The organism is Streptomyces sp. NPDC005202, from assembly GCF_040608235.1.
In the GTDB taxonomy this organism is placed as follows: Bacteria; Actinomycetota; Actinomycetes; order Streptomycetales; family Streptomycetaceae; genus Streptomyces.
In genome coordinates, this window is record NZ_JBEXHW010000040.1 from 1 (window position 1) to 19,688 (window position 19,688).

Below are 19,688 nucleotides of genomic sequence, written 5' to 3' on the forward strand. Positions count from 1 at the left end.
TGCTGCGCCGCCGTCTCGGCGGTGTTGCGCACCGCGGGGTTCTGCGCGACCTGGTGTGCGGACTTCTTCAGCTGTTCGTAGCGCTCCCGTCCGGCGCGCGTGGGGCCCCTCTCCCATGGGAGCGCTCAGCGCAGCTCCCCTCTCCCATGGGAGCGCTCAGCGCAGCTCCGCCCGGAACGCCGCCGGGGCCTGTCCCGTGTGCAGCTGGAAGAACTTGGAGAAGTTCGCCGCGTCGGGGAAGCCGACGGCGGCGCCGACGCGCCCTGTGGGCAGGTCGGTGTGGGCGAGGAGGCGCTTGGCCTCCAGGACGACGCGTTTGTCGATGAAGCCCTTGGGGGTCTCGCCGGTGGCGGCGCGGACCGCGCGGACGAGGGTGCGGCGGGAGGAGCCGAGGGCGTCGGCGTAGGCGCTGACGCTGTGGTTGATGGCGAAGCCCTTCTCGACGGCGTCGCGGAAGAGGGTGAAGGTCGTGCCGGCCTGCTGTCCGGCGGCCCCCGCCGAGCTCGCCGCGAGATGCGCAAGGCGCAGCAGGAACGCCGTGAGGGAGTGGCGCAGCACCGAGGTGTGCAGGCTCAGCGGGAGGGTCGTGGTGTCCTCGTACTCGCGCTGGAGCTGGGCGAGCGCGGCCTTCAGGGCGTCACGCCAGGCGTCGTCGGGGTGCAGCAGGGGCGGCAGGTCGTAGCGGTACGGCCCGGTGGCCTCGACCGTTGCGCAGGGCAGGAAGCCGGGCTGCATGGTCAGGACGGTTCCGCGGTACTCGTTGGTCCTCCAGAAGCGGTGGACCTGTCCCGGGCGGCTCCACAGCACATCACCCGCCGTGGCCTCGTACTCGGCGAAGTCGATCATGTGCCGCACGGGGCCGTCGCTGAAGAGCATGACCACGTGGAAGTCGATGCGGTGGATGCGGTGCAGGGGCGCCTCGGCGTGCCAGGTGCGATCGGTGCCCATGGGACCGATCTGCATCCCGACACCGCAGACGCTGAGGTCGACCGGGAAGGGGAAGGTTCTGATCGCGTCACCGGCTGCGTCTCCGCCTTGGAGGGTTGTGCCGTCATGTCCTTCTCGTGCCGCCTCGTTCGCGCGCCGGGTCGTCAGCGTGTCCCACCACAGGCTGACACAGAGAGACCTTCCCGCGAAAAAGTCAGACTTTTACGTTCGAACGCATCCGGCAGCAATCCGCTTCTTTTCGAGGGCTTCTTGAAGATGAGCACGCAGACATCCGACCGCTTCGAGTGGACCGACCTCGACCGGCGTGCCGTCGACACTTCCCGCCTTCTGGCGGCCGATGCCGTACAGAAGGTCGGCAACGGCCGTCCCGGCACCGCGATGAGCCTGGCCCCGTCCGCGTACACGATCTTTCAGAAGGTGATGCGTCACGACCCCGCCGATCCGGAGTGGACGGGCCGTGACCGCTTCGTCCTGTCCCCCGGCCACACCTCGCTGACCCTGTACACGCGGCTCTTTCTCTCCGGGTACGAGCTGGAGCTGGACGACCTGAAGGCGTTCCGCAGCCGCGGGTTGAAGACGCCCGGTCACCCCGAGTACGGGCACACGGCGGGCGTGGAGACCACCACCGGCCCGCTCGGCCAGGGCGTCGCCAACGCCGTGGGCATGGCGATGGCCGCCCGCTACGAGCGCGGCCTGTTCGACCCGGACGCCCCCGAGGGCGAGGCCCCCTTCGACCACACCATCTGGGCGCTCGTCTCCGACGGCGTCGGCCTGACGTGGTACCGCTTCGTGGGTGACGCAGGACGCATCGTCTCCCTCGAACACTTCGGCGCCTCCGCCGATGCCACGACCCTCTTCGCCGAATTCGGCTTCACCTCCGAGAACGTCGCCGCCGCAGCCCGCGAATCACTGGCCGCCGCGCGCGCGTGATCCGAACGCGACAAGGAAGATGATCACTGTGACCGAAGCAACCGCGACCGCGGGGGCACTCAAGCGCCTGTCCGACGAGGGCGTGTCGATCTGGCTGGACGACCTGTCGCGCAGGCGGATCACCTCGGGCAACCTGGCCGAGCTCGTCGAGAGCAGGAACTCGTCGGCGTCACCACCAACCCGTCGATCTTCCAGGCCGCCACCGGCTCCGGCGAGGGCTACGAGGAGCCCCTCGCGGAGCCGGCCGTGCGAGGCGTCACCGTCGACGAGGCCGTGCCCATGATGACCACCGCCGACGTGCGCGCCGCCGCCGACATCCTGCGGCCGGTGTACGACGCGACCGGCGGCCGGGACGGGCGGGTCTCCATCGAGGTCGACCCGCGGCTCGCCCACCACACGGCGGCGACCGTCGCCGAGGCCACGCAGCTCGCCTGGCTGGTCGACCGCCCCAACGTCATGATCAAGATCCCGGCGACCCGGGCGGGCCTGCCGTCCATCACCGAGGTCATCGGCCTGGGCATCAGCGTCAACGTGACGCTGATCTTCTCCCTGGAGCGCTACCGCGAGGTGATGGATGCCTACCTCACCGGTCTGGAGCAGGCGCAGGCCGCGGGCCTGGATTTGTCGACGATCCACTCCGTCGCCTCCTTCTTCGTCTCCCGCGTCGGCACCGAGATCGACAAGCGCCTGACGCTGCTGGGCAGCATCGAGGCCCTGGCCCTGAAGGGCAGGGCGGCGCCGGCGAACGCGCGGCTGGCCTACGAGGCGTACGAGGCCCTGTTCGGCTCTGCCGACAATTCGACACAGCCCGGTGAGCGCCGGCTGGCCCTGGCCGGTGCCCGAGCCACCAGGCAGCGCCCCCTTTGGGCCTCCACCGGCGTGAAGGATCCGGCATATGGCGTGAAGGATCCGGCATACAAGGACACCCTGTATGTGGAGGAGCTGGTCGCGCCCGGCACGGTCAACACCATGCCCCTTGCCGCGCTCGACGCCACCGCCGACCACGGTGACATCACCGGCGACACGGTGACCGGCGGCTACGACCGGGCCCGCGCCGACCTCGCGGCCATCGAGCGTCTGGGGATCTCCTACAACGAGGTCGTCCAGCAGCTCGAGGACGAGGGCGTCGGCAAGTTCGAGGCGGCCTGGCAGGACCTGCTGGACGCCGTCACGAAGTCCCTCAACAGCAAGGGAGTTGACGCGCAATGACCAAGAAGCCTGCCGAGGCGGCGGCTGCGCAGGCCCCCGGGGCCGCCACGGCCGGGGCACCGGCCGCCGAGGCCGCGAAGAGCCAGGCACCGGCCGCCGAGGCCAAGACCGAGGCGCCGACCTCCGAGGCCGCGACGTCCGACGTGCGCGGACCGGTCGTCCCGGCCGCCGACTGGGTGAATCCCCTGCGCGACCCCCGAGACCGCCGGCTGCCCCGGATCGCGGGCCCGTCCGGCATCGTGATCTTCGGCGTCACCGGCGACCTGTCCCGCAAGAAGCTGATGCCGGCCGTGTACGACCTGGCCAACCGCGGTCTGCTGCCGCCCGGCTTCTCGCTGGTCGGCTTCGCCCGCCGGGACTGGGAGAACCAGGACTTCGCGGAGGTCGTGCACAGCGCGGTCAAGGAGCACGCCCGGACACCGTTCCACGAGGAGGTCTGGCAGCAGCTCGCCGAGGGCATGCGGTTCGTCCCCGGCGACTTCGACGACGACACCGCGTTCAAGCGGCTGCGGGAGGCCATCGAGGAGCTGGACACCTCCCGGGGCACCGGCGGCAATTTCGCCTTCTACCTCTCCGTACCGCCGAAGTTCTTCCCGAAGGTCGTGCAGCAACTGAAGAAGCACGGCCTGGCGGACCCCCCACAGGGCGCGTGGCGGCGGGCCGTCATCGAAAAGCCGTTCGGTCACGATCTGGCGAGCGCCATCCGGCTGAACCAGATCGTGCACGAGGTGTTCGATCCGGAGCAGGTGTTCCGCATCGACCACTACCTGGGCAAGGAGACCGTCCAGAACATCCTGGCGCTGCGCTTCGCCAACCAGATGTACGAGCCCGTCTGGAACCGGTCGTACGTCGACCATGTGCAGATCACGATGGCCGAGGACATCGGCATCGGCGGCCGCGCGGGGTACTACGACGGCATCGGCGCCGCCCGGGACGTCATCCAGAACCACCTGCTGCAGCTGATGGCGCTGACCGCCTTGGAGGAGCCCATCGCCTTCGACGCGGAGGCGCTGCTCACCGAGAAGCTCAAGGTGCTGAAGTCCGTGCGGCTGCCCGAGGACCTGGGCGCCCACACCGTGCGCGCCCAGTACGCGGAGGGCTGGCAGGGCGGCGAGAAGGTCGTCGGATACCTCCAGGAGGAGGCCATCGACCCCGGGTCGAAGACCGACACGTACGCGGCGGTCAGGCTGGAGATCGACAACCGCCGCTGGGCGGGCGTGCCGTTCTACCTGCGCACCGGCAAGCGTCTCGGCCGCCGGGTGACCGAGATCGCGGTCATCTTCCAGCGTGCCCCGCACTCCCCCTTCGACACGATGGCCACGGAGGAACTCGGCCAGAACGCGATCGTCATCCGTGTCCAGCCGGACGAGGGCGTGACGGTCCGGTTCGGTTCGAAGGTGCCGGGCACCTCGATGGAGATCCGGGACGTGGCGATGGACTTCGCCTACGGCGAGTCCTTCACGGAGTCGAGCCCGGAGGCCTACGAGCGCCTCATCCTGGACGTGCTGCTCGGTGACGCCAACTTGTTCCCCCGTCACCAGGAGGTGGAAGAGTCCTGGAAGATCCTCGACCCGATCGAGGCCCACTGGGACGAGCACGGCAGGCCCGCGCAGTACCCCGCAGGCACGTGGGGTCCGCGGGAAGCCGACGAGATGCTCGCACGAGACGGACGGAGCTGGCGCAGGCCATGAAGATCGACCTGACCGACACCACGGCAAGCAAGATCAACGGGGCGCTGGTGCAGGGTCGCCGCGCCATCGGCACGCCCGCCGTGGGCATGGTCCTGACGATGGTCATCGTCACGGACGAGGAGAACGCCTACGACTCGATCAAGGCGGCCGAGGAGGCCTCGCGCGAGCACCCCTCGCGCACCCTGGTCGTCATCAAGCGGCACGCCCGCACCCTGCGGGACCGCACCCACTCCCGCCTGGACGCGGAGGTGCGGGTCGGCTCCGAGTCCGGTACCGGCGAGACGGTGGTGCTGCGGACCTACGGCGAGGTGTCCGACCACGCCGACTCCGTGGTGCTGCCGCTGCTGCTGCCGGACGCGCCGGTCGTCGTGTGGTGGCCGGTGGACGCGCCCGTGAACCCCGCGCAGGACCCGCTCGGGGCACTGGCCCAGCGCCGGATCACCGACCTGTACGCCGTCGAGCGCCCACTGGACGTCCTTCAGACCCGGGTCCACTCCTACGCGCCCGGCGACACCGACCTCGCCTGGACCCGGCTCACCCTGTGGCGCTCGATGCTGGCCGCCGCCCTGGACCAGGCCCGGGAGAAGGTGACCTCGGCGGCCGTGGAGGCGGAGGCCGAGAACCCGAGCGCCGAGCTGCTCGCCCGCTGGCTGGAGGCGCGGCTGAACGTCCAGGCCGACCGCCTGGTCAGCGCCGGACCGCTCGTCACGGCCGTACGGCTCGGCACCGACAACGGCGAGATCATCATCGACCGGCCCGACGGCCCGCTGGCCACGATGAGCCTGCCGGGCCAGCCGTCGCGCACCCTCGCGCTGAAGGTCCGCCCCACCTCCGAACTCATCGCCGAGGAGCTGCGCCGCCTCGACGCCGACGAGATGTACGCCGTCGCCCTGCGCGGCGAGGGCATCAAGGAGAGCGCCTGACATGTCCGACACCCCCACGCTCAGCCGGCGGCCGGAGTGGACCGCCCTGGAGGACCACCGCGCGGACGCGCTGCAGAACCCGAACCTGCGGGAGCTGTTCGCGGCGGACCCCTCCCGCGCGGAGCGCTACACGGTGCGCGTCGGCGACCTGCGCATCGACTACTCCAAGCACCTGGTCACCGACGAGACCCTCGCCCTGCTGCAGGAACTCGCCGCCGCCACCGACGTGTTCGGCCTGCGCGACGCCATGTTCCGCGGCGAGAAGATCAACATCACCGAGAACCGCGCCGTCCTGCACACCGCGCTGCGCACCCCGCGCGACGCAGTGATCGAGGTCGACGGCGAGAACATCGTCCCGCAGGTCCACGCGGTCCTCGACAGGATGACGGACTTCGCGAACCGCGTCCGCTCGGGCGAGTGGACCGGCCACACCGGCAAGCGGATCAGGAACATCGTCAACATCGGCATCGGCGGCTCCGACCTCGGTCCGGCGATGGCGTACGAGGCGCTGCGCGCGTCCACGGCACGGGAGTTGACGTTCCGGTTCGTGTCGAACGTCGACGGTGCCGATCTCCACGAGGCGACCCGCGACCTGGACCCGGCGGAGACGCTGTTCATCGTCGCGTCCAAGACGTTCACCACCCTCGAGACGATCACCAACGCGACCTCGGCCCGCTCGTGGCTGCTGGCCGGTCTCGGGGAGGGGGGCACCTCCCGCTCGAGCGAAGCCGGGAGTGGGGGAGACAAGGCGGTCGCGAGGCACTTCGTGGCGCTGTCGACGAACGCGGAGAAGGTCACCGAGTTCGGCATCGACCCGGACAACATGTTCGAGTTCTGGGACTGGGTCGGCGGCCGCTACTCCTACGACTCCGCGATCGGCCTGTCGCTGATGATCGCCATCGGCCCGGACCGCTTCCGTGAGATGCTCGACGGCTTCCGCATCGTCGACGAGCACTTCCGCAACGCGCCCGCCGAGGCCAACGCCCCGTTGATCCTGGGCCTGTTGGGGATCTGGTACGGCAACTTCTTCAACGCGCAGACGCACGCGGTGCTGCCGTACTCGCACTACCTGTCCAAGTTCACCGCCTATCTGCAGCAGCTGGACATGGAGTCCAACGGCAAGTCGGTGCAGCGCGACGGGAGGCCCGTGCAGTGGCAGACCGGTCCGGTGGTGTGGGGCACGCCCGGCACCAACGGGCAGCACGCCTACTACCAGTTGATCCACCAGGGCACCAAGCTGATCCCGGCCGACCTGATCGGCTTCGCCAACCCGGTGGACGAGCTGCGCGACGAGCTCAAGGCGCAGCACGACCTGTTGATGGCCAACCTGTTCGCGCAGGGGCAGGCGCTCGCCTTCGGCAAGACCGCCGAGGAGGTGCGTGCCGAGGGTGTGCCGGAGGACCAGATGCCGCACCGCACCTTCCACGGCAACCACCCCACCACGACCGTCCTGGCGACCGAGCTGACCCCGTCGGTCCTCGGTCAGCTGGTGGCCCTCTACGAACACAAGGTGTTCGTGCAGGGCGCGATCTGGAACATCGACTCCTTCGACCAGTGGGGCGTCGAGCTCGGCAAGGTCCTCGCCAAGGTCGTCGAGCCCGCCCTGACCGAGGGCGCGGAGGTGCCCGGTCTCGACCCGTCCACCGCTGCCCTCGTGGCCGCCTACCGCACGCTTAGGAAGTGAACTGAAAATGCAGCTCGGACTCATCGGTCTCGGCAGGATGGGCGGCAACATGCGCGACCGCATCCGCCACGCCGGCCACATGGTCGTCGGCTACGACCGCAACCCCGAACTCTCCGACGTCAGCAGCCTCGCCGCACTGGTCGACAAGCTCCAGGCCCCGCGCGTGGTCTGGGTGATGGTACCGGCGGGGGCAGCCACCCAGTCCGTCGTCGACGAGCTCAAGGAGCTCCTGTCGCCCGGTGACATCGTGGTCGACGGCGGCAACTCCCGCTGGACGGACGACGAGAAGCACGCGAAGGAGCTGGGCGCCAAGGGCATCGGCTTCGTCGACGCGGGCGTCTCCGGCGGCGTGTGGGGTCTGCAGAACGGCTACGCGCTGATGGTCGGCGGCGACAAGGAGCACGTCGAACGGCTCCAGCCGATCTTCGAGGCGCTCAAGCCGGAGGGCCCGTACGGCTACGTCCACGCGGGCAGCGTGGGCGCGGGCCACTTCGCGAAGATGGTCCACAACGGCATCGAGTACGCGATGATGCAGGCCTACGCCGAGGGCTGGGAACTGCTCGAGACCGTCGCGCCGGTCACCGACGTGCGCGAGGTCTTCCGCTCCTGGCAGGACGGCACCGTCATCCGCTCGTGGCTCCTCGACCTCGCGGTGCACGCCCTCGACGAGGACGAGCACCTTGAGAAGCTGCGCGGCTACGCCGAGGACTCGGGCGAGGGCCGGTGGACAGTGGAGGCCGCCATCCACAACGCCGTGCCGCTCCCGGCGATCACCGCCTCGCTCTTCGCGCGGTTCGCCTCGCGCCAGGAGGACTCCCCGCAGATGAAGATGGTCGCGGCGCTGCGCAACCAGTTCGGCGGCCACGCCGTCGAGTCCGCGAAGAAGGACTAGCGCGCCGGCGAGTCCCCGTCCGAGGTCGGGCAGCGGGCCGACCTCGGAGCACGGCCGGCCCGTCGTCGCGGAGTGGAACTGAAGACCGCGGCCCGTGCGGGTGCTCGGCGCGCTGGGGCGGCTCGCCTCACCGCGCCGACCGCTGCGCGTGCTGGGCCGCCAGGCGTACGGGCGCGTTCGGGGCGCCGTAGCCGCGGTAGCCGGGATCGCGCTGGACCAGTTCGAAGAAGACCCGGCCGACGGTCTCGGTGTAGCAGTGCCGAAAGGCGCCGCCCGCGTCGCGGTCGTAGAGGATGCCGAGGTCGCGGTAGGTGTCCAGTTCCTCGTCGGTCAGCTCGTAGCGTGCCGCCAGGTCGTCGTAGTAGTTCGCGGGGATCCGCAGGAGGCGGCCGCCGGCGGCGCGGAAGCGGCGGGCGGCGGTGACCACGTCGTCCGTGGCCAGTGCGAGGTGCTGGGCGTGGACGGTGTCGTCGGTGGGGGCCGCGCCGACGGTGAGGGCGATGCGGACGCTGCCGTCGGCGTTGGTGACGGCGCGGCTGCGCAGCAGTCCGTAGGGGTCGGCGACATCGACGCTTTCCTGGGCGTCCAGCCCGAGCACGCTGCGGTGGAAGAGGGCCGCCTCGTCGAAGTGGTGCCAGGGCTGGGTGAGGGCGAGGTGGTCGATGCGTTCGATGCCCGGGGCTCCCTGTGTGAGCTCCACGTCCTCGAAGTCCGCGCGCCAGTTGGGCAGTTCGGGGCGGTCGGTGGCGCAGAAGAACAGTTCTGTGCCGTCGGGGGCCGCCACCGCGTCGAGCGGGGCCTCCTGCGGGGCGCGGCGGCGCGGCAGTACGGGGGCCAGCAGTGCCTCGGCACGACGGGCCGCGCCCGCCGGGTCGGCGGACTCCAGGCCGATCGCGGCGAGTTGGGTGCCGTCCCGGCGTACGGCCGGACCGGTGTTGACCAGGATGCGGGCCTCGCCCTGCTGCCACAGGTCCACCGGCTTGCCGCGGTGGCGGGCCGTGCGGGCGAAGCCCAGGGCGCCCAGCACCGCCGCGACCGGTTCGGCGTCCGGCGTGACCAGCTCGGCGAAGGCGACGCCCGTGGGGACGACGGGCGCGGGCAGATCGGCCGCGCCGACGGCTTCCTGGAGGACGAGGAGCGAGCGGTGCGCGTCGACGGCCGTCGGGCCCGCCTCGGCCTGCCGGAAGACGTCGTTGAAGACCTCCAGGGAGAGCGGGCCGTGGTATCCCGTGCGCAGCACGTGCCGTACGAGTCCGGCGACGTCGAAGCCGCCCTGTCCGGGGAAACAGCGGTAGTGGCGGCTCCACTGGAGCACGTCCATCGCGAGCTGCGGGGCGTCCGCCAGTTGCAGGAAGAAGATCTTCTCGCCGGGGATGTCCTCGATGCCCTTGGGGTCGGAGCCCCGGGAGAGGATGTGGAAGCTGTCCAGGCAGGTGCCGAGCGCCGGGTGGCCGGCCGTCTCGACGATGTGCCAGGCGTGGTCGTACGTGTTGACGTGCCGGCCCCAGGCCAGCGCCTCGTAGGCGACGCGGATGCCGAAGTCCTGGGCCAGGTCGGCCAGTTCGCTCAGCTGCTCGGCGGCGAGCGCGTCGTCGTCCTCGGCCAGCGGGGAGACGCTGGAGCAGACGAGGACGGTGTCGGCGCCGAGCCTGCGCATCAGCTCGAACTTGTGCCGGGCGCGGCGCAGGTTGCGGGCGAACTCCCCGGCGGGCACCGCCTCGATGTCGCGCATCGGCTGGTAGAGCTCGATGCGCAGGCCGAGGTCGGCGCAGCGCGCGCGGATCTCCTCGGGGGTGAGGGGGCTGGCGAGCAGGTCGTTCTCGAAGATCTCCACGCCGTCGAAGCCGGCCCGGGAGGCGGCCGTGAGCTTCTCGGTGAGGGATCCGCTCAGGGAGACGGTGGCGATGGACGTCCGCACCTCAGTACCTCTCTTCTTCTTCCGCGCTCCTGACGCCGGCTACTTCCGCGCCCCCACCGGGCCGCCCGCCAGCTCGGCGATGTCCGCGAGCATCCGCGCGCTGTCGGGTTCCCGCCCGGTGAACAGGCGGAACGCGTCCGCGGCCTGGAAGACGGCCATGCCGCCGCCGTCGAGCGTGGCGCAGCCGAGCGCGCGGGCCGTGCGCAGCAGCTCGGTCTCCAGCGGGCGGTAGACCACCTCGGCGACCCACAGCCCCGGGTGCAGCAGCTCGGCCGGGAAGGGCAGGCCGGGGTGGGCGGCCATGCCGGTGGGCGTGGCGTGGACGACGCCGTCGGCCTGGTTGAGCAGGTCCGCGAGCGCGTCCGGGGTGGCGGCGGCCGCCCGGCCGGCGCCGAAGTGGCGGTTCAGGGAGTCGGCCAGGGCGGCGGCCCGCTCGGGCAGTGCGTCCACGACCGTGACCCGCTCGGCTCCCAGCGTCAGCGTGGCGTGGGCGACGGCGGCCCCCGCGCCGCCCGCGCCCAGCTGCACCACCCGCTGAAGCGGCGCGTCGGGCAGGCCGCGCGCGAAGGAGGCGGCGAAGCCGGTGACGTCGGTGTTGTGGCCGGTCGCGCGGCCGTCCTCGAAGACCACGGTGTTGACCGCGCCCAGCGCCTCGGCCTGCGGGGCGAGGGCGTCCAGGTGCTCGATGACGAGCTGCTTGCAGGGGTGGGTGATGTTGAGCCCGTCGAAGCCCAGGTCGCGGGCCGAGCGCACCAGGTCGCCCACCGCCTCGGGCGGCACGCCGAGGGTGTCGATGTCGATGAGCCGGTACAGCAGGCGCAGGCCCTGACGGCCGGCCTCCCGCTCGTGCAGCGCCGGGCTGAACGACGGGCCGATGCCGGAACCGATCAGTCCGACGAGATACGAGTCCTTGGCCACCGCGGACCTCCTGAGCGGGCGAGCTCTCACAACAAAGCGCTAATGTACGAACTAGTACGTTAGCTATATCAGCCTCGCGGGCTCCCGGGAAGACCCCGGCGGAAACGCCCGCCCCTGCTTCTAGAATCACCGGCACTGGCCCTACGCCCGAAGGAACCCGATGACCAGCGTCGACGAACCGGCACGACCGAACGGGCGCATCCGTGACGCCGCCCGCACCAAGGCCGAGATCCTCGACGTCGCCACGCAGGAGTTCGCCCGGGCCGGCTACGACGGGGCCCGCGTCGACGAGATCGCCGCCCGCACCCGCACCACCAAGCGGATGATCTATTACTACTTCGGCGGCAAGGAGCAGCTGTTCACGGCCGTGCTGGAGCGGGCGTACGGCGTGATCCGCGAGGCCGAGCAGCAGCTGGACGTCGAGCACCTCGACCCGGTGGCAGCCATCCGGCGCCTGGCCGAGCTGACCTTCGACCACCATGAGCAACATCCCGACTTCATCCGCCTGGTGAGCATCGAGAACATCCACGAGGCGGAGCACATCGCCGCCTCGGACAAGCTCGGCAGGATCGGCTCACCCGCGCTGGACGTGATCCGCCGGATCCTTCAGTCCGGCCGGGAGTCGGGCCTGTTCACGGCCGACGTGGACGCCGTCGACCTGCACGCGATGATCAGCTCGTTCTGCTTCTTCCGGGTCGCCAACCGCCACACCTTCGGCGCCCTGTTCGGCCGCGACCTCGTCGACCCGGCCCGGCGCGAGCACTACCGCAGGATGCTCGGCGACATGGTGATCGCCTACCTGACGGCAGAGCGCGCCGCGGACTGACCGCCGTCGTAGAGCTGGTGCTGCTCCCCGTACTCGTACGAACCCTGCGGCACGCCCCCTTGACACCCGGGAAACGTGGGCGCAACATCCCTTCCCAACCACTACTAACTATCCAGTGGGTTAATTAGCCGGGCAGCGCACCCGGCGCGGCCGACCCGTCACCCCCAGGGATCCGGCACTTCTCCGCTTCCGCTCACTCCACCTACGTTGGAGTCCCCCCGAAGGAGCCCGCCGTGTCTGTCCCCGCCGTACCCCACGACGCCGCCGCCCCGCCCGGTCAGCCGAAGAAGGCCGCGGCGGCCGCCTGGATCGGCAGTGCGCTCGAGTACTACGACTTCTTCATCTACGGCAGCGCGGCCGCGCTGATCTTCCCGAAGGTCTTCTTCGACGCCTCCGACCCGGCCACCGCGACCCTGCTGTCGCTGGCCACCTTCGGCGTCGCCTACGCCGCCCGCCCGGTCGGAGCGCTGTTCCTCGGGCACTTCGGCGACCGTCTCGGCCGCAAGAAGATCATGGTCTTCACACTGATCCTGATGGGCCTGTCGACGTTCCTCATCGGCTGTCTGCCCACCCGCGCCCAGGCCGGCTCCCTCGCCCCCGTCCTGCTGGTGGTGTGCCGCGTGCTGCAGGGTGTCTCGGCCGCGGGCGAGCAGGCCAGCGCCAGCTCCATGAGCCTGGAACACGCGCCGGAGCACCGGCGCGGCTTCTTCACCAGCTTCACCCTCAGCGGCACCCAGGGCGGCCAGCTCATCGCCACCCTCGTGTTCATCCCGGTCGCCGCGCTCCCCAAGGACCAGTTGCTGTCCTGGGGCTGGCGGGTGCCGTTCTGGCTGAGCGTCGCGGTCGCCGTCGTCGGCTACGTCATCCGCCGCAGGCTGACGGAGACGCCGGCGTTCGCCCAGCAGGCCGCCACCGAGGGCGTGGCCAGGCTGCCGCTCGCGGTGCTGCTGCGCGAGCACTGGGCGGACGTGCTCCGGGTGATCGCGGGCGCGCTCATCGCCTCGGTCTCCACGATCTTCACGGTGTGGGCGCTGGCGTACGCGACCAGCGACTCGGTCGGCATGTCCCGCTCGTCGATGCTGTGGGTGGGCGCGCTCGCCAACCTCGTCGCGCTGGCCGCCATTCCGCTGTGGGCCACGCTGTCGGACCGCATCGGCCGGCGCCCGGTGTACCTGATCGGCGCGGTCGGCAGCGCGGTGACGATGTTCCTCTACCTGTGGGCGATCTCCACGGGCTCCTACCCGCTGACGCTGGTGCTCGGGATCGTCGCCTTCGGTGTCGTCTACAGCGCCGCGAACGGCGTGTGGCCCTCCTTCTACGGCGAGATGTTCACCACCCGGGTCCGGCTGTCGGGCATGGCGATCGGCACGCAGATCGGCTTCGCGGTGGCCGGGTTCGCGGTCACCTTCGCCGCCGGGATCGCCGGTCCGGACGGCACCGACTGGTCGGCGGTGGCCCTGTTCACGGCGGCCCTGTGCGTCCCGCCGGTGATCGCCGCCCTCTCGGCCCGCGAGACCCACAGGGTCCCGACGGAGCAGCTCGGCGAACGGGCCCGGCAGACGGCGTCACGGCCGGAGACGGTGTCGGCCTGACTCCCTGCCCCGGCCACCAGCAGCTCCGTCCGGGGCCCGCGCCACCCGCTCCGGCGAGAAACCCTCCCCCACCTGCCCCCGGGTCGGCCCCCACCCCTCGGTTCGCGCAGCAGGCGATGGCATCCGCCATCGCCTGCTGCGGACTCCTCGTGCCCTACGAGGATCCGGCGGCGACCGCGGAAGCAGTACGGCGGCGGAGCACCGGCCCAAAGCTGCGGCTCGCCGTGGCCGGCGGGGGTGGGAGGCGGCCCTCGCCGGCCTCAACCGGCCGGAGCGGGCGGGTCACTTGGCGGGTCGCTGGACACCCGGGCGAAGCGGGATGGCTGGACACCCGGGCGAAGCGGGATGGCTGGAGACCTGGGCGAAGGAGGTGGGCAGCGGCCGAGTGCGCCGGAACTAGGGCCGCGGGTGCCGCGGCTGGTACAGGCCGACCTCGCCTCCGCCGGGCAGCCGGAAGGCCGTCACCCGGCCCCAGCGCACGTCCTGCACCGGCCGGGTGAACTCGACGCCCTGCGCGGTGAGTTCGGCGGTCGTCGTATCGAGGTCGTCGCACATCAGCATCAGCTCGTGCGCCGGCTCGCCCTCGGTCGGATGGCAGGCGACCTCGGCGGGCGGCGCCGCGAAGATCAGCCAGCCGTGGCCCGCGTCGACGTGCGGCCAGCCCAGTACGTCCCGCAGGAAGGCGCGGTCGGCTTCCGCGTCGCGGCTGTGGATCACCACGTGTGCCCCATTGATCACGTGCGGAGGCTAGGGCGACGCGAGGCGCGTGGCAAGCACCGGCGGCTACGCGTTGGACCAGGACCGCCGACACAGCACCAGCCGGTAGCCGTCCGGGTCCTCGATCGTGACGCCCCACTCGTTCCAGTACGGGTTGGGGGACGCCACCCGCCTGCCGCCGTGCTCCTGAAGCCGGGTGACCAGGTCGTCGGGCACCGGGCCGTCAACGTAGACCACCAGGAGGTCCTCCTCGGTGGGGCGGGGCTCGACCGGACGGGCGGGTTCGTGGACGAGTTCCAGATGCCAGCCGGCGTCCGGCCAGCCGACTATCAGTAGGTCGTGCTCGCCGGGTGCGGGGCCACCCTCGGCCCGCCACAGCACGTTCAGTGCGAGTCCGCCGACCCAGAAGCGCTCGGCCGCGGCCAGGTCCCGGGAGGGACGGGCGATGCGGATGTGGCTGCGGCCGTTGACGGGCATGGCGCGGCTCTCCTCGTGTCGTGGTCGGGCGCTTTCGGCGACGGTGGCGGTGGCGCGCTCGGCAGCCTAGGAGGGCCGTGATCTCCGGGCCATCGGCCATCCGTCCTGCGCCCCGGGCCCTAGCACCGACGACGACCCGGTGGGATCGCTCGGTGATCCGGCGGCCCGCGATCAGGACGGGGACACGGCCGCGTCCAGGAGCGGCCGAGCTCGCGGGCCACGGTCGTCAGGGGACGTACGTCCCGCTCGGCCCGGGCCATGAGGATCGCGCCCTCCAGCGCGCTGATCATCAGCGTGGCGAGCGGCTCGGCCCGGTCTGCCGGCACGCCCATCTCCGTCAGGGCCTCGGCGACCGGCCCCCGCCAGGCCGTGAAGGCGGCGGCCGCCGCCTCCCGGGTGGAGGTGCCGGACGAGGCGCAGTCCACCGTCGCGGCCGCGACCGGGCAGCCGGAGGCGAAGCCGGCCGTCTCGTACTCGTCGGTCCGCTGCCGCACCATCGGCGAACAGCCCGCTCGGCGTCGGCTCGGCCATGCTCGCCATGAAACGGGCGACGCGCCTGCCCGCGTACCGGGCCGGCCCAGGCCACCGCCTCGTTGACCAGCTGTTCCTTGCCGCCCGGGAAGTAGTGCTGGAGCGATCCGCGCGGCGCGTCCGCGTGGGCGGCGACGTCCCGCATGCCCGTCGCGCCGACCCCGTCGCTCCGGATGAGCTGAGCCGCGCTGAAGACCATCCGCTCGCGCGGTCCCCGCCGGGACCCCGGCCTGAAGAACAACCGGCTCATCGCCGAGGCCGCCCGCAAGACCGGCATCGCCTCCCCGCTGCTCGACGTGTGCCACGCCCTGTTCGAGGAGACGGTGTCGCTCGGGCACGGCGGTGAGGACATGGTGGCGGCCCTGCAGACGATCGAGGCGCGCACCGGCACCGACACCGCCCGACTGGCGCCGGCACCAGCCCCACCGGCGTCGGCACCGGCGTCGGCACCGGCACCGACCTGCAGGGCTAACCGTTGTTGGCGCCCTGGGGAATCCCGTACGCCCGCTGCACCTTCAGCCGCAGCACGAGGCGGCGGTCGCGGACCATCGCGGCGCGGTAGTCGTCCCAGTCGGGGTGTTCGCCGAGGATGTCGCGGTAGAGGCGGATCAGCTCCTCGACGGTCTCGTCGTGCGGGTCCCGGGCGACGGGCGAGAGGTCGGCCGTACCCTCGGCGACCGTGTAGGCGCGGCGGTCCGGGCTCGTGACGTGGTAGGAGGCCCGCGGGTCCCGGCGCAGGTTGCGGGTCTTGGCGCGGTCGTCGGTGATCGAGACCCGGATGATGCGCTCGTCCGGGTCGTAGGCGTGGCTGACGTTCGACAGCTGGGGCCTGCCGTCGCGCTTGAGGGTGACCAGCACCCCGCCGTGCCCCTCGGAGAGCAGCCGGAGCAGTGCGTCCTGCGTGGGGTCGTCGTGCGTCGCATCCTGAGTCATACCTCGGTCAACTCGCCCGACCGAGGCTCGCATTCCCCAGTAGACAGTGTCTACGCAGTCTGGTAGACACTGTCTATGAGTGAGTCCGAGAGAAGTCTGCGGGACCGGCTGGTCGACGTCGGGGTGGAGCTGGTGGCCACGGAGGGCGCGCAGGCGCTGACCCTGCGGGAAATCGCCCGCCGGGCGGGCGTCTCGCACGGGGCGCCGCGCCGCTACTTCCCCACCCACCTGGAGCTGCTGTCCGCCATCGCGCGCCGCGGCTTCGCCGAGCTGGCCGAGAGAGCCGCGGCGGCGACCGGCGACGGCGCGGCTGGCCCACGCGCCCGGCTGACCGCTCTGGGCCGGGTCTACCTGGAGTTCGCGCTCGGCAACCGCGGCATGTACGAGCTGATGTACCGTCACGACCTGCTGGAGAGCGGCCACCTGGGGCTGCGGGACACCAGCCTTCCGCTCTTCGGCGTCCTGGTGGACCTGGTCGGCCGGGCCCGCCCCGGCGCCGACGCCCGCGCGGTCGCAGCCTCCCTGTGGGCGAACCTGCACGGCATCGCCCAGCTCTGGGGCTGGGGCAGCCTCCAACTGGCCACCGGCGCCGACGACTTCGCACCACTGCTGCGTACGGCCCTGGAGGCGCACCTCGGCCCGGAGGACGGCCGGTGAACCTCCACCGGGCGACGACGCTCGCGAGCAGTGTGGCCGCACCGATGGTCGTCGCCCTGGACGGTACCGTCCTCACCGTCGCACAGCCCACGCTGCAACGGGACATGGACGCGTCCCTCGCGTGCAGTGGACGAGTACCGGGTATCTCGTCGCGGTGGCGAGCCTGTTGGTGTTCGCCGGGCGGCTCGGCGACCGGTACGGGCACCGGCGGGTCTTCGCGGCCGGGATGCTCGGCTTCGGGGCCGCGTCGGCGGGCATCGGCCTGGCGCCCGGCATCGGCTGGGTGATCGCGCTGCGGGTCGCGCAGGGAGTGTGCGGCGCGCTGTTGCAGCCGGCCACGCTGGGTATGCTGCGGGCCGCGTTCCCGCCCGACCGGCTGGGCATGCCCATCGCCGTGCGGACGAGTGCCATCGGGGTGGCGGCCGCCGCCGGTCCGGTGATCGGCGGGGCGCTGGTGACGGAGCTGGGCCGGCGGGCCGTCTTCTTCGTCAACGTCGTACCCGCGTTGGTCTTCGGGGTGCCGGCGATGACCGTCTCCGGACCGGAACCGCCCCTGTGGCATCCGGCTCGACGTGCCCGGTGCCGCGCTGCTCGCCGCGGCCCTCGGCTGCGCGGTGCACACGCTGGCCGCGCTGCCGGATCCGGGCCGGGTGGCGCCGGTCGTGGCCGCAGTCGCCGCGGTCGCCTTCGTCCGGCACGAGCGCCGCACGGCGACCCCGCTGCTGTCCCCGGACGTCATCGGATCGGCGGCCGTCGGCTCGGCGCTCGGGATCCTGGTGGCCGCGTCGGCGGCCCTGTCCGGCACGCTGTTCGTCGGCGCCTATGTCCTGCAGGGCGCGCTGGGTCTCGACCCCTTCCAAAGCGCCCTGCGCAGCCTGCCGTTGGCGGTGCTCATGGTGGTCGCCGCGGCCGTGTGCCCGGTGGTGCTGCGCCGGGTCGGGGCCCGTCGTACGACCGTGGTGGCGATGGCCGTGCTCGCGCTGGGCGTCCTGGTCCTGGGTCGGGCGTCGGGGACCCTCGCCCTGTGCGGCGGCTTCGCGCTGCTCGGGGCCGGGTTCGGCACCGTGATGGTGGCGGCGACGCAGGCCGTCGTCCGGGAGGCGGCCGTCGAGTCCGCCGGAGTGGCGGGCGGGCTGCAGCAGACCGCGATGAACGTCGGCCCGGCGCTGGGCGTGGCCGCGGCGACCACGCTGCGCGGGCACGGCGCGGGTGCCGGGCTGCCGCTGGTGGTCCTCGCGGGGGTGGCCGCGGCGGGGGGCGATGGCGGGCCGCGCACTGCCCGCACGTTCCGGCACCGCGGTCGTCGATCATCGTGATCCTCGGGACCGTTCACGTGTTCCTGCGCGACCATGAGGTCTGAGGACGTCCAGGCCGGGGTATGCCGGAGTGATCCTCGTGCGACGCGAACGGAGGAGAGCGATGGCACAGCCGCGACGAGAGGTCGACCCGAGCGAGGCCGGGCTGGATGCGAAGGCGCTGGACCGCCTGGACCAGTATGTCGCCCGCTTCGTCGACGAAGGACGCCTGCCCGGCTTCCTCGTGTCCGTCGCGCGGGGCGGCCGCATCGCCCATCTCACCGCGCACGGCCGCCGGGACGTGGCCGCCGGGCTGCCGGTGGAGACCGACACGCTGTGGCGGATCTATTCCATGACCAAACCGGTCACCACGGTCGCCGCGCTGATGCTGGTCGAGGAGGGCAGGCTGTCGCTGGACGACCCTCTGGAGATGCATCTCCCGGTCTTCGCCAACCCCCGGGTGTACGTCGGTGGTTCCGGTGACGAGGTCAGGACCCGCCCCGCCTCCGGGCCGATCCTCATCCGTCACCTGCTCACCCACACCGCGGGCCTGACCTTCGGCTTCTACTACTCCCACCCCGTCGACGCCCTCTACCGCGCAGCCGGCCTGGAGTCGTCCGTGCCGCCGGGCGCGGATCTGGCCGAGACGATGGACGTGTACGCAAGCCTGCCGCTGCAGTTCGATCCGGGCACGCAGTGGAACTACTCGGTCGCCAGCAACGTCCTGGGCCGGGTCGTCGAGGTGGTGTCCGGGCAGCCGCTCGACGCGTTCTTCGCCGAGCGGATCTTCCGGCCGCTCGGCATGACGGACGCAGGGTTCTGCGTCACGGACGAACAGGCGGGCAGGCTGGCCGAGTTGTACGGCGAGACCGACGACGGCGGCATCGAGCCGATCCCCGGCCTGCCCCTGCGCGGCCGCCCCCGCTTCCTGTCCGGCAGTGGCGGTCTGGTGGCCACCGCGCACGACGTCCACCGCTTCATGGAGCTGCTGCGCCGCCGCGGGGAGCTCGACGGCACCCGTCTCCTGGCCCCCGGGACCGTGGACCTGATGACGAGGAACCACCTTCCCGGCGGCGCCGACCTGCGCTCCTTCGGCAGCCCCGCCCACGACGACCCCGGCAACGACGGCGTCGGCTTCGGACTCGGCGTCTCCGTCGTCATCGACCCCGAGCGTACCCAGGCCCCGTCGGGCCTCGGCATGTACGGCTGGAGCGGCGTGGCGACGACGACCTTCTGGGTCGACCCGAGCCGCGACCTGACGTTCCAGTTCATGACCCAGGTCCGCCCCAAGAGCTCCCTGAAGATCTTCCCGGAGCTGAAGCGGCTGGTGCACGAGGCGGTCCTGGACTGAGACGCACGTGGTCGCGGTCGTGGACTGAGACGCACGTGGTCGCGGTCGTGGTCGTGGTTCGCGGTCGTGGTTCGCGGTCGTGGTCGTGGTTCGCGGTCGTGGTCGCGGTTCGCGGTCGTGGTCGCGGTTCGCGGTCGTGGTCGTGGTCGTGGTCGTGGTCGTCTACTGATCGGCCCGCAGGGTGAACTCCAGCCCC

14 protein-coding genes and 6 pseudogenes are annotated in these 19,688 nt (G+C 71.7%); 12 read left to right on the forward strand and 8 right to left on the reverse strand.

What is annotated here, in order from left to right:
* Together ABZV31_RS33595 and ABZV31_RS33600 are read right to left on the reverse strand one after the other, a co-directional pair.
* Positions 1 to 101: pseudogene (locus ABZV31_RS33595) on the reverse strand (YtxH domain-containing protein); the annotation flags it as partial.
* 55 nt (positions 102 to 156) lie between these two features.
* Positions 157 to 963 carry an AraC family transcriptional regulator gene (locus ABZV31_RS33600; RefSeq protein ID WP_355900647.1) on the reverse strand — a complete coding sequence of 269 codons (807 nt, stop codon included), beginning with the start codon at positions 961 to 963 and terminating at the stop codon, positions 157 to 159.
* 240 nt (positions 964 to 1,203) lie between these two features.
* On the opposite strand from ABZV31_RS33600, the pseudogene ABZV31_RS33605 reads away from it, so the two are divergent.
* The 6 genes and pseudogenes from ABZV31_RS33605 to gnd form a co-directional block, all read left to right on the forward strand.
* Positions 1,204 to 1,713: pseudogene (locus ABZV31_RS33605) on the forward strand (transketolase); the annotation flags it as partial.
* A gap of 184 nt (positions 1,714 to 1,897) precedes the next feature.
* Positions 1,898 to 3,087 (forward strand): annotated as a pseudogene (gene tal, locus ABZV31_RS33610) (transaldolase).
* The gene (gene zwf, locus ABZV31_RS33615; protein ID WP_355900648.1) at positions 3,084 to 4,778 is read left to right on the forward strand and encodes a glucose-6-phosphate dehydrogenase; all 1,695 of its coding nucleotides are present in this window, start codon (positions 3,084 to 3,086) and stop codon (positions 4,776 to 4,778) included. Before tal ends, zwf begins: the two are co-directional and overlap by 4 nt.
* Positions 4,775 to 5,701, forward strand: coding sequence for a glucose-6-phosphate dehydrogenase assembly protein OpcA (opcA, locus tag ABZV31_RS33620; RefSeq protein ID WP_355900649.1), 927 nt, complete (start codon positions 4,775 to 4,777; stop codon positions 5,699 to 5,701). Before zwf ends, opcA begins: the two co-directional genes overlap by 4 nt.
* A 1-nt stretch (position 5,702) precedes the next feature.
* Positions 5,703 to 7,385, forward strand: a complete 1,683-nt coding sequence (pgi, locus tag ABZV31_RS33625; protein ID WP_355900650.1) for a glucose-6-phosphate isomerase — start codon at positions 5,703 to 5,705, stop codon at positions 7,383 to 7,385.
* 7 nt (positions 7,386 to 7,392) lie between these two features.
* Positions 7,393 to 8,277, forward strand: coding sequence for a phosphogluconate dehydrogenase (NAD(+)-dependent, decarboxylating) (gnd, locus tag ABZV31_RS33630; protein ID WP_355900651.1), 885 nt, complete (start codon positions 7,393 to 7,395; stop codon positions 8,275 to 8,277).
* Between the two features lie 127 nt (positions 8,278 to 8,404).
* On the opposite strand, the gene ABZV31_RS33635 is transcribed toward gnd, so the two are convergent.
* Together ABZV31_RS33635 and ABZV31_RS33640 are read right to left on the reverse strand one after the other, a co-directional pair.
* Entirely contained in the window at positions 8,405 to 10,195 is a 1,791-nt protein-coding gene (locus ABZV31_RS33635; RefSeq protein WP_355900652.1) for a TIM barrel protein, read from the reverse strand.
* A gap of 39 nt (positions 10,196 to 10,234) precedes the next feature.
* Positions 10,235 to 11,113, reverse strand: a complete 879-nt coding sequence (locus ABZV31_RS33640) for a shikimate dehydrogenase (RefSeq protein WP_355900653.1) — start codon at positions 11,111 to 11,113, stop codon at positions 10,235 to 10,237.
* 160 nt (positions 11,114 to 11,273) lie between these two features.
* Here ABZV31_RS33640 and ABZV31_RS33645 point away from each other — a divergent pair, with 160 nt between their 5' ends.
* Both ABZV31_RS33645 and ABZV31_RS33650 read left to right on the forward strand, forming a co-directional pair.
* A complete protein-coding gene (locus ABZV31_RS33645; protein ID WP_355900654.1) occupies positions 11,274 to 11,939 on the forward strand; it encodes a TetR/AcrR family transcriptional regulator in 666 nt (221 codons plus the stop codon).
* A 233-nt stretch (positions 11,940 to 12,172) separates the two neighbouring features.
* The gene (locus ABZV31_RS33650; protein WP_355900655.1) at positions 12,173 to 13,531 is read left to right on the forward strand and encodes an MFS transporter; all 1,359 of its coding nucleotides are present in this window, start codon (positions 12,173 to 12,175) and stop codon (positions 13,529 to 13,531) included.
* Positions 13,532 to 13,927: 396 nt separating this feature from the next.
* On the opposite strand, the gene ABZV31_RS33655 is transcribed toward ABZV31_RS33650, so the two are convergent.
* From ABZV31_RS33655 to ABZV31_RS33665, 3 genes and pseudogenes are all read right to left on the reverse strand, one after another.
* Positions 13,928 to 14,269 (reverse strand): VOC family protein, encoded by a 342-nt coding sequence (locus tag ABZV31_RS33655; RefSeq protein ID WP_355900656.1) that lies wholly within the window; start codon positions 14,267 to 14,269, stop codon positions 13,928 to 13,930.
* Between the two features lie 45 nt (positions 14,270 to 14,314).
* Entirely contained in the window at positions 14,315 to 14,725 is a 411-nt protein-coding gene (locus ABZV31_RS33660) for a VOC family protein (protein ID WP_355900657.1), read from the reverse strand.
* Between the two features lie 171 nt (positions 14,726 to 14,896).
* Positions 14,897 to 15,506 (reverse strand): annotated as a pseudogene (locus ABZV31_RS33665) (TetR/AcrR family transcriptional regulator).
* On the opposite strand from ABZV31_RS33665, the pseudogene ABZV31_RS33670 reads away from it, so the two are divergent.
* Positions 15,487 to 15,642, forward strand: a pseudogene (locus ABZV31_RS33670) (NAD(P)-dependent oxidoreductase); the annotation flags it as partial. The pseudogenes ABZV31_RS33665 and ABZV31_RS33670 sit on opposite strands and share 20 nt — an antisense overlap.
* Before the next feature lie 82 nt (positions 15,643 to 15,724).
* On the opposite strand, the gene ABZV31_RS33675 reads toward ABZV31_RS33670, so the two are convergent.
* Positions 15,725 to 16,189: a PPOX class F420-dependent oxidoreductase gene (locus tag ABZV31_RS33675; RefSeq protein WP_355900658.1), complete on the reverse strand. Its 465-nt coding sequence runs from the start codon at positions 16,187 to 16,189 to the stop codon at positions 15,725 to 15,727.
* A 75-nt stretch (positions 16,190 to 16,264) separates the two neighbouring features.
* On the opposite strand from ABZV31_RS33675, the gene ABZV31_RS33680 reads away from it, so the two are divergent.
* From ABZV31_RS33680 to ABZV31_RS33690, 3 genes and pseudogenes are all read left to right on the forward strand, one after another.
* Entirely contained in the window at positions 16,265 to 16,846 is a 582-nt protein-coding gene (locus ABZV31_RS33680; RefSeq protein WP_355900659.1) for a TetR/AcrR family transcriptional regulator, read from the forward strand.
* Between the two features lie 44 nt (positions 16,847 to 16,890).
* Positions 16,891 to 18,199: pseudogene (locus tag ABZV31_RS33685) on the forward strand (MFS transporter).
* Between the two features lie 66 nt (positions 18,200 to 18,265).
* On the forward strand, positions 18,266 to 19,492 hold the full coding sequence (locus ABZV31_RS33690) for a serine hydrolase domain-containing protein (RefSeq protein WP_355900660.1): 1,227 nt from the start codon (positions 18,266 to 18,268) through the stop codon (positions 19,490 to 19,492).
* Positions 19,493 to 19,688: the final 196 nt, after the last annotated feature.

Coding starts and splice junctions, on each gene's coding strand:
- ABZV31_RS33600 (WP_355900647.1), bottom strand. CDS start 963: ATGCAGATCGGTCCCATGGGCACCGATCGCACCTGGCACGCCGAGGCG.
- zwf (WP_355900648.1), top strand. CDS start 3,084: ATGACCAAGAAGCCTGCCGAGGCGGCGGCTGCGCAGGCCCCCGGGGCC.
- opcA (WP_355900649.1), top strand. CDS start 4,775: ATGAAGATCGACCTGACCGACACCACGGCAAGCAAGATCAACGGGGCG.
- pgi (WP_355900650.1), top strand. CDS start 5,703: ATGTCCGACACCCCCACGCTCAGCCGGCGGCCGGAGTGGACCGCCCTG.
- gnd (WP_355900651.1), top strand. CDS start 7,393: ATGCAGCTCGGACTCATCGGTCTCGGCAGGATGGGCGGCAACATGCGC.
- ABZV31_RS33645 (WP_355900654.1), top strand. CDS start 11,274: ATGACCAGCGTCGACGAACCGGCACGACCGAACGGGCGCATCCGTGAC.
- ABZV31_RS33660 (WP_355900657.1), bottom strand. CDS start 14,725: ATGCCCGTCAACGGCCGCAGCCACATCCGCATCGCCCGTCCCTCCCGG.
- ABZV31_RS33675 (WP_355900658.1), bottom strand. CDS start 16,189: ATGACTCAGGATGCGACGCACGACGACCCCACGCAGGACGCACTGCTC.
- ABZV31_RS33680 (WP_355900659.1), top strand. CDS start 16,265: ATGAGTGAGTCCGAGAGAAGTCTGCGGGACCGGCTGGTCGACGTCGGG.
- ABZV31_RS33690 (WP_355900660.1), top strand. CDS start 18,266: ATGGCACAGCCGCGACGAGAGGTCGACCCGAGCGAGGCCGGGCTGGAT.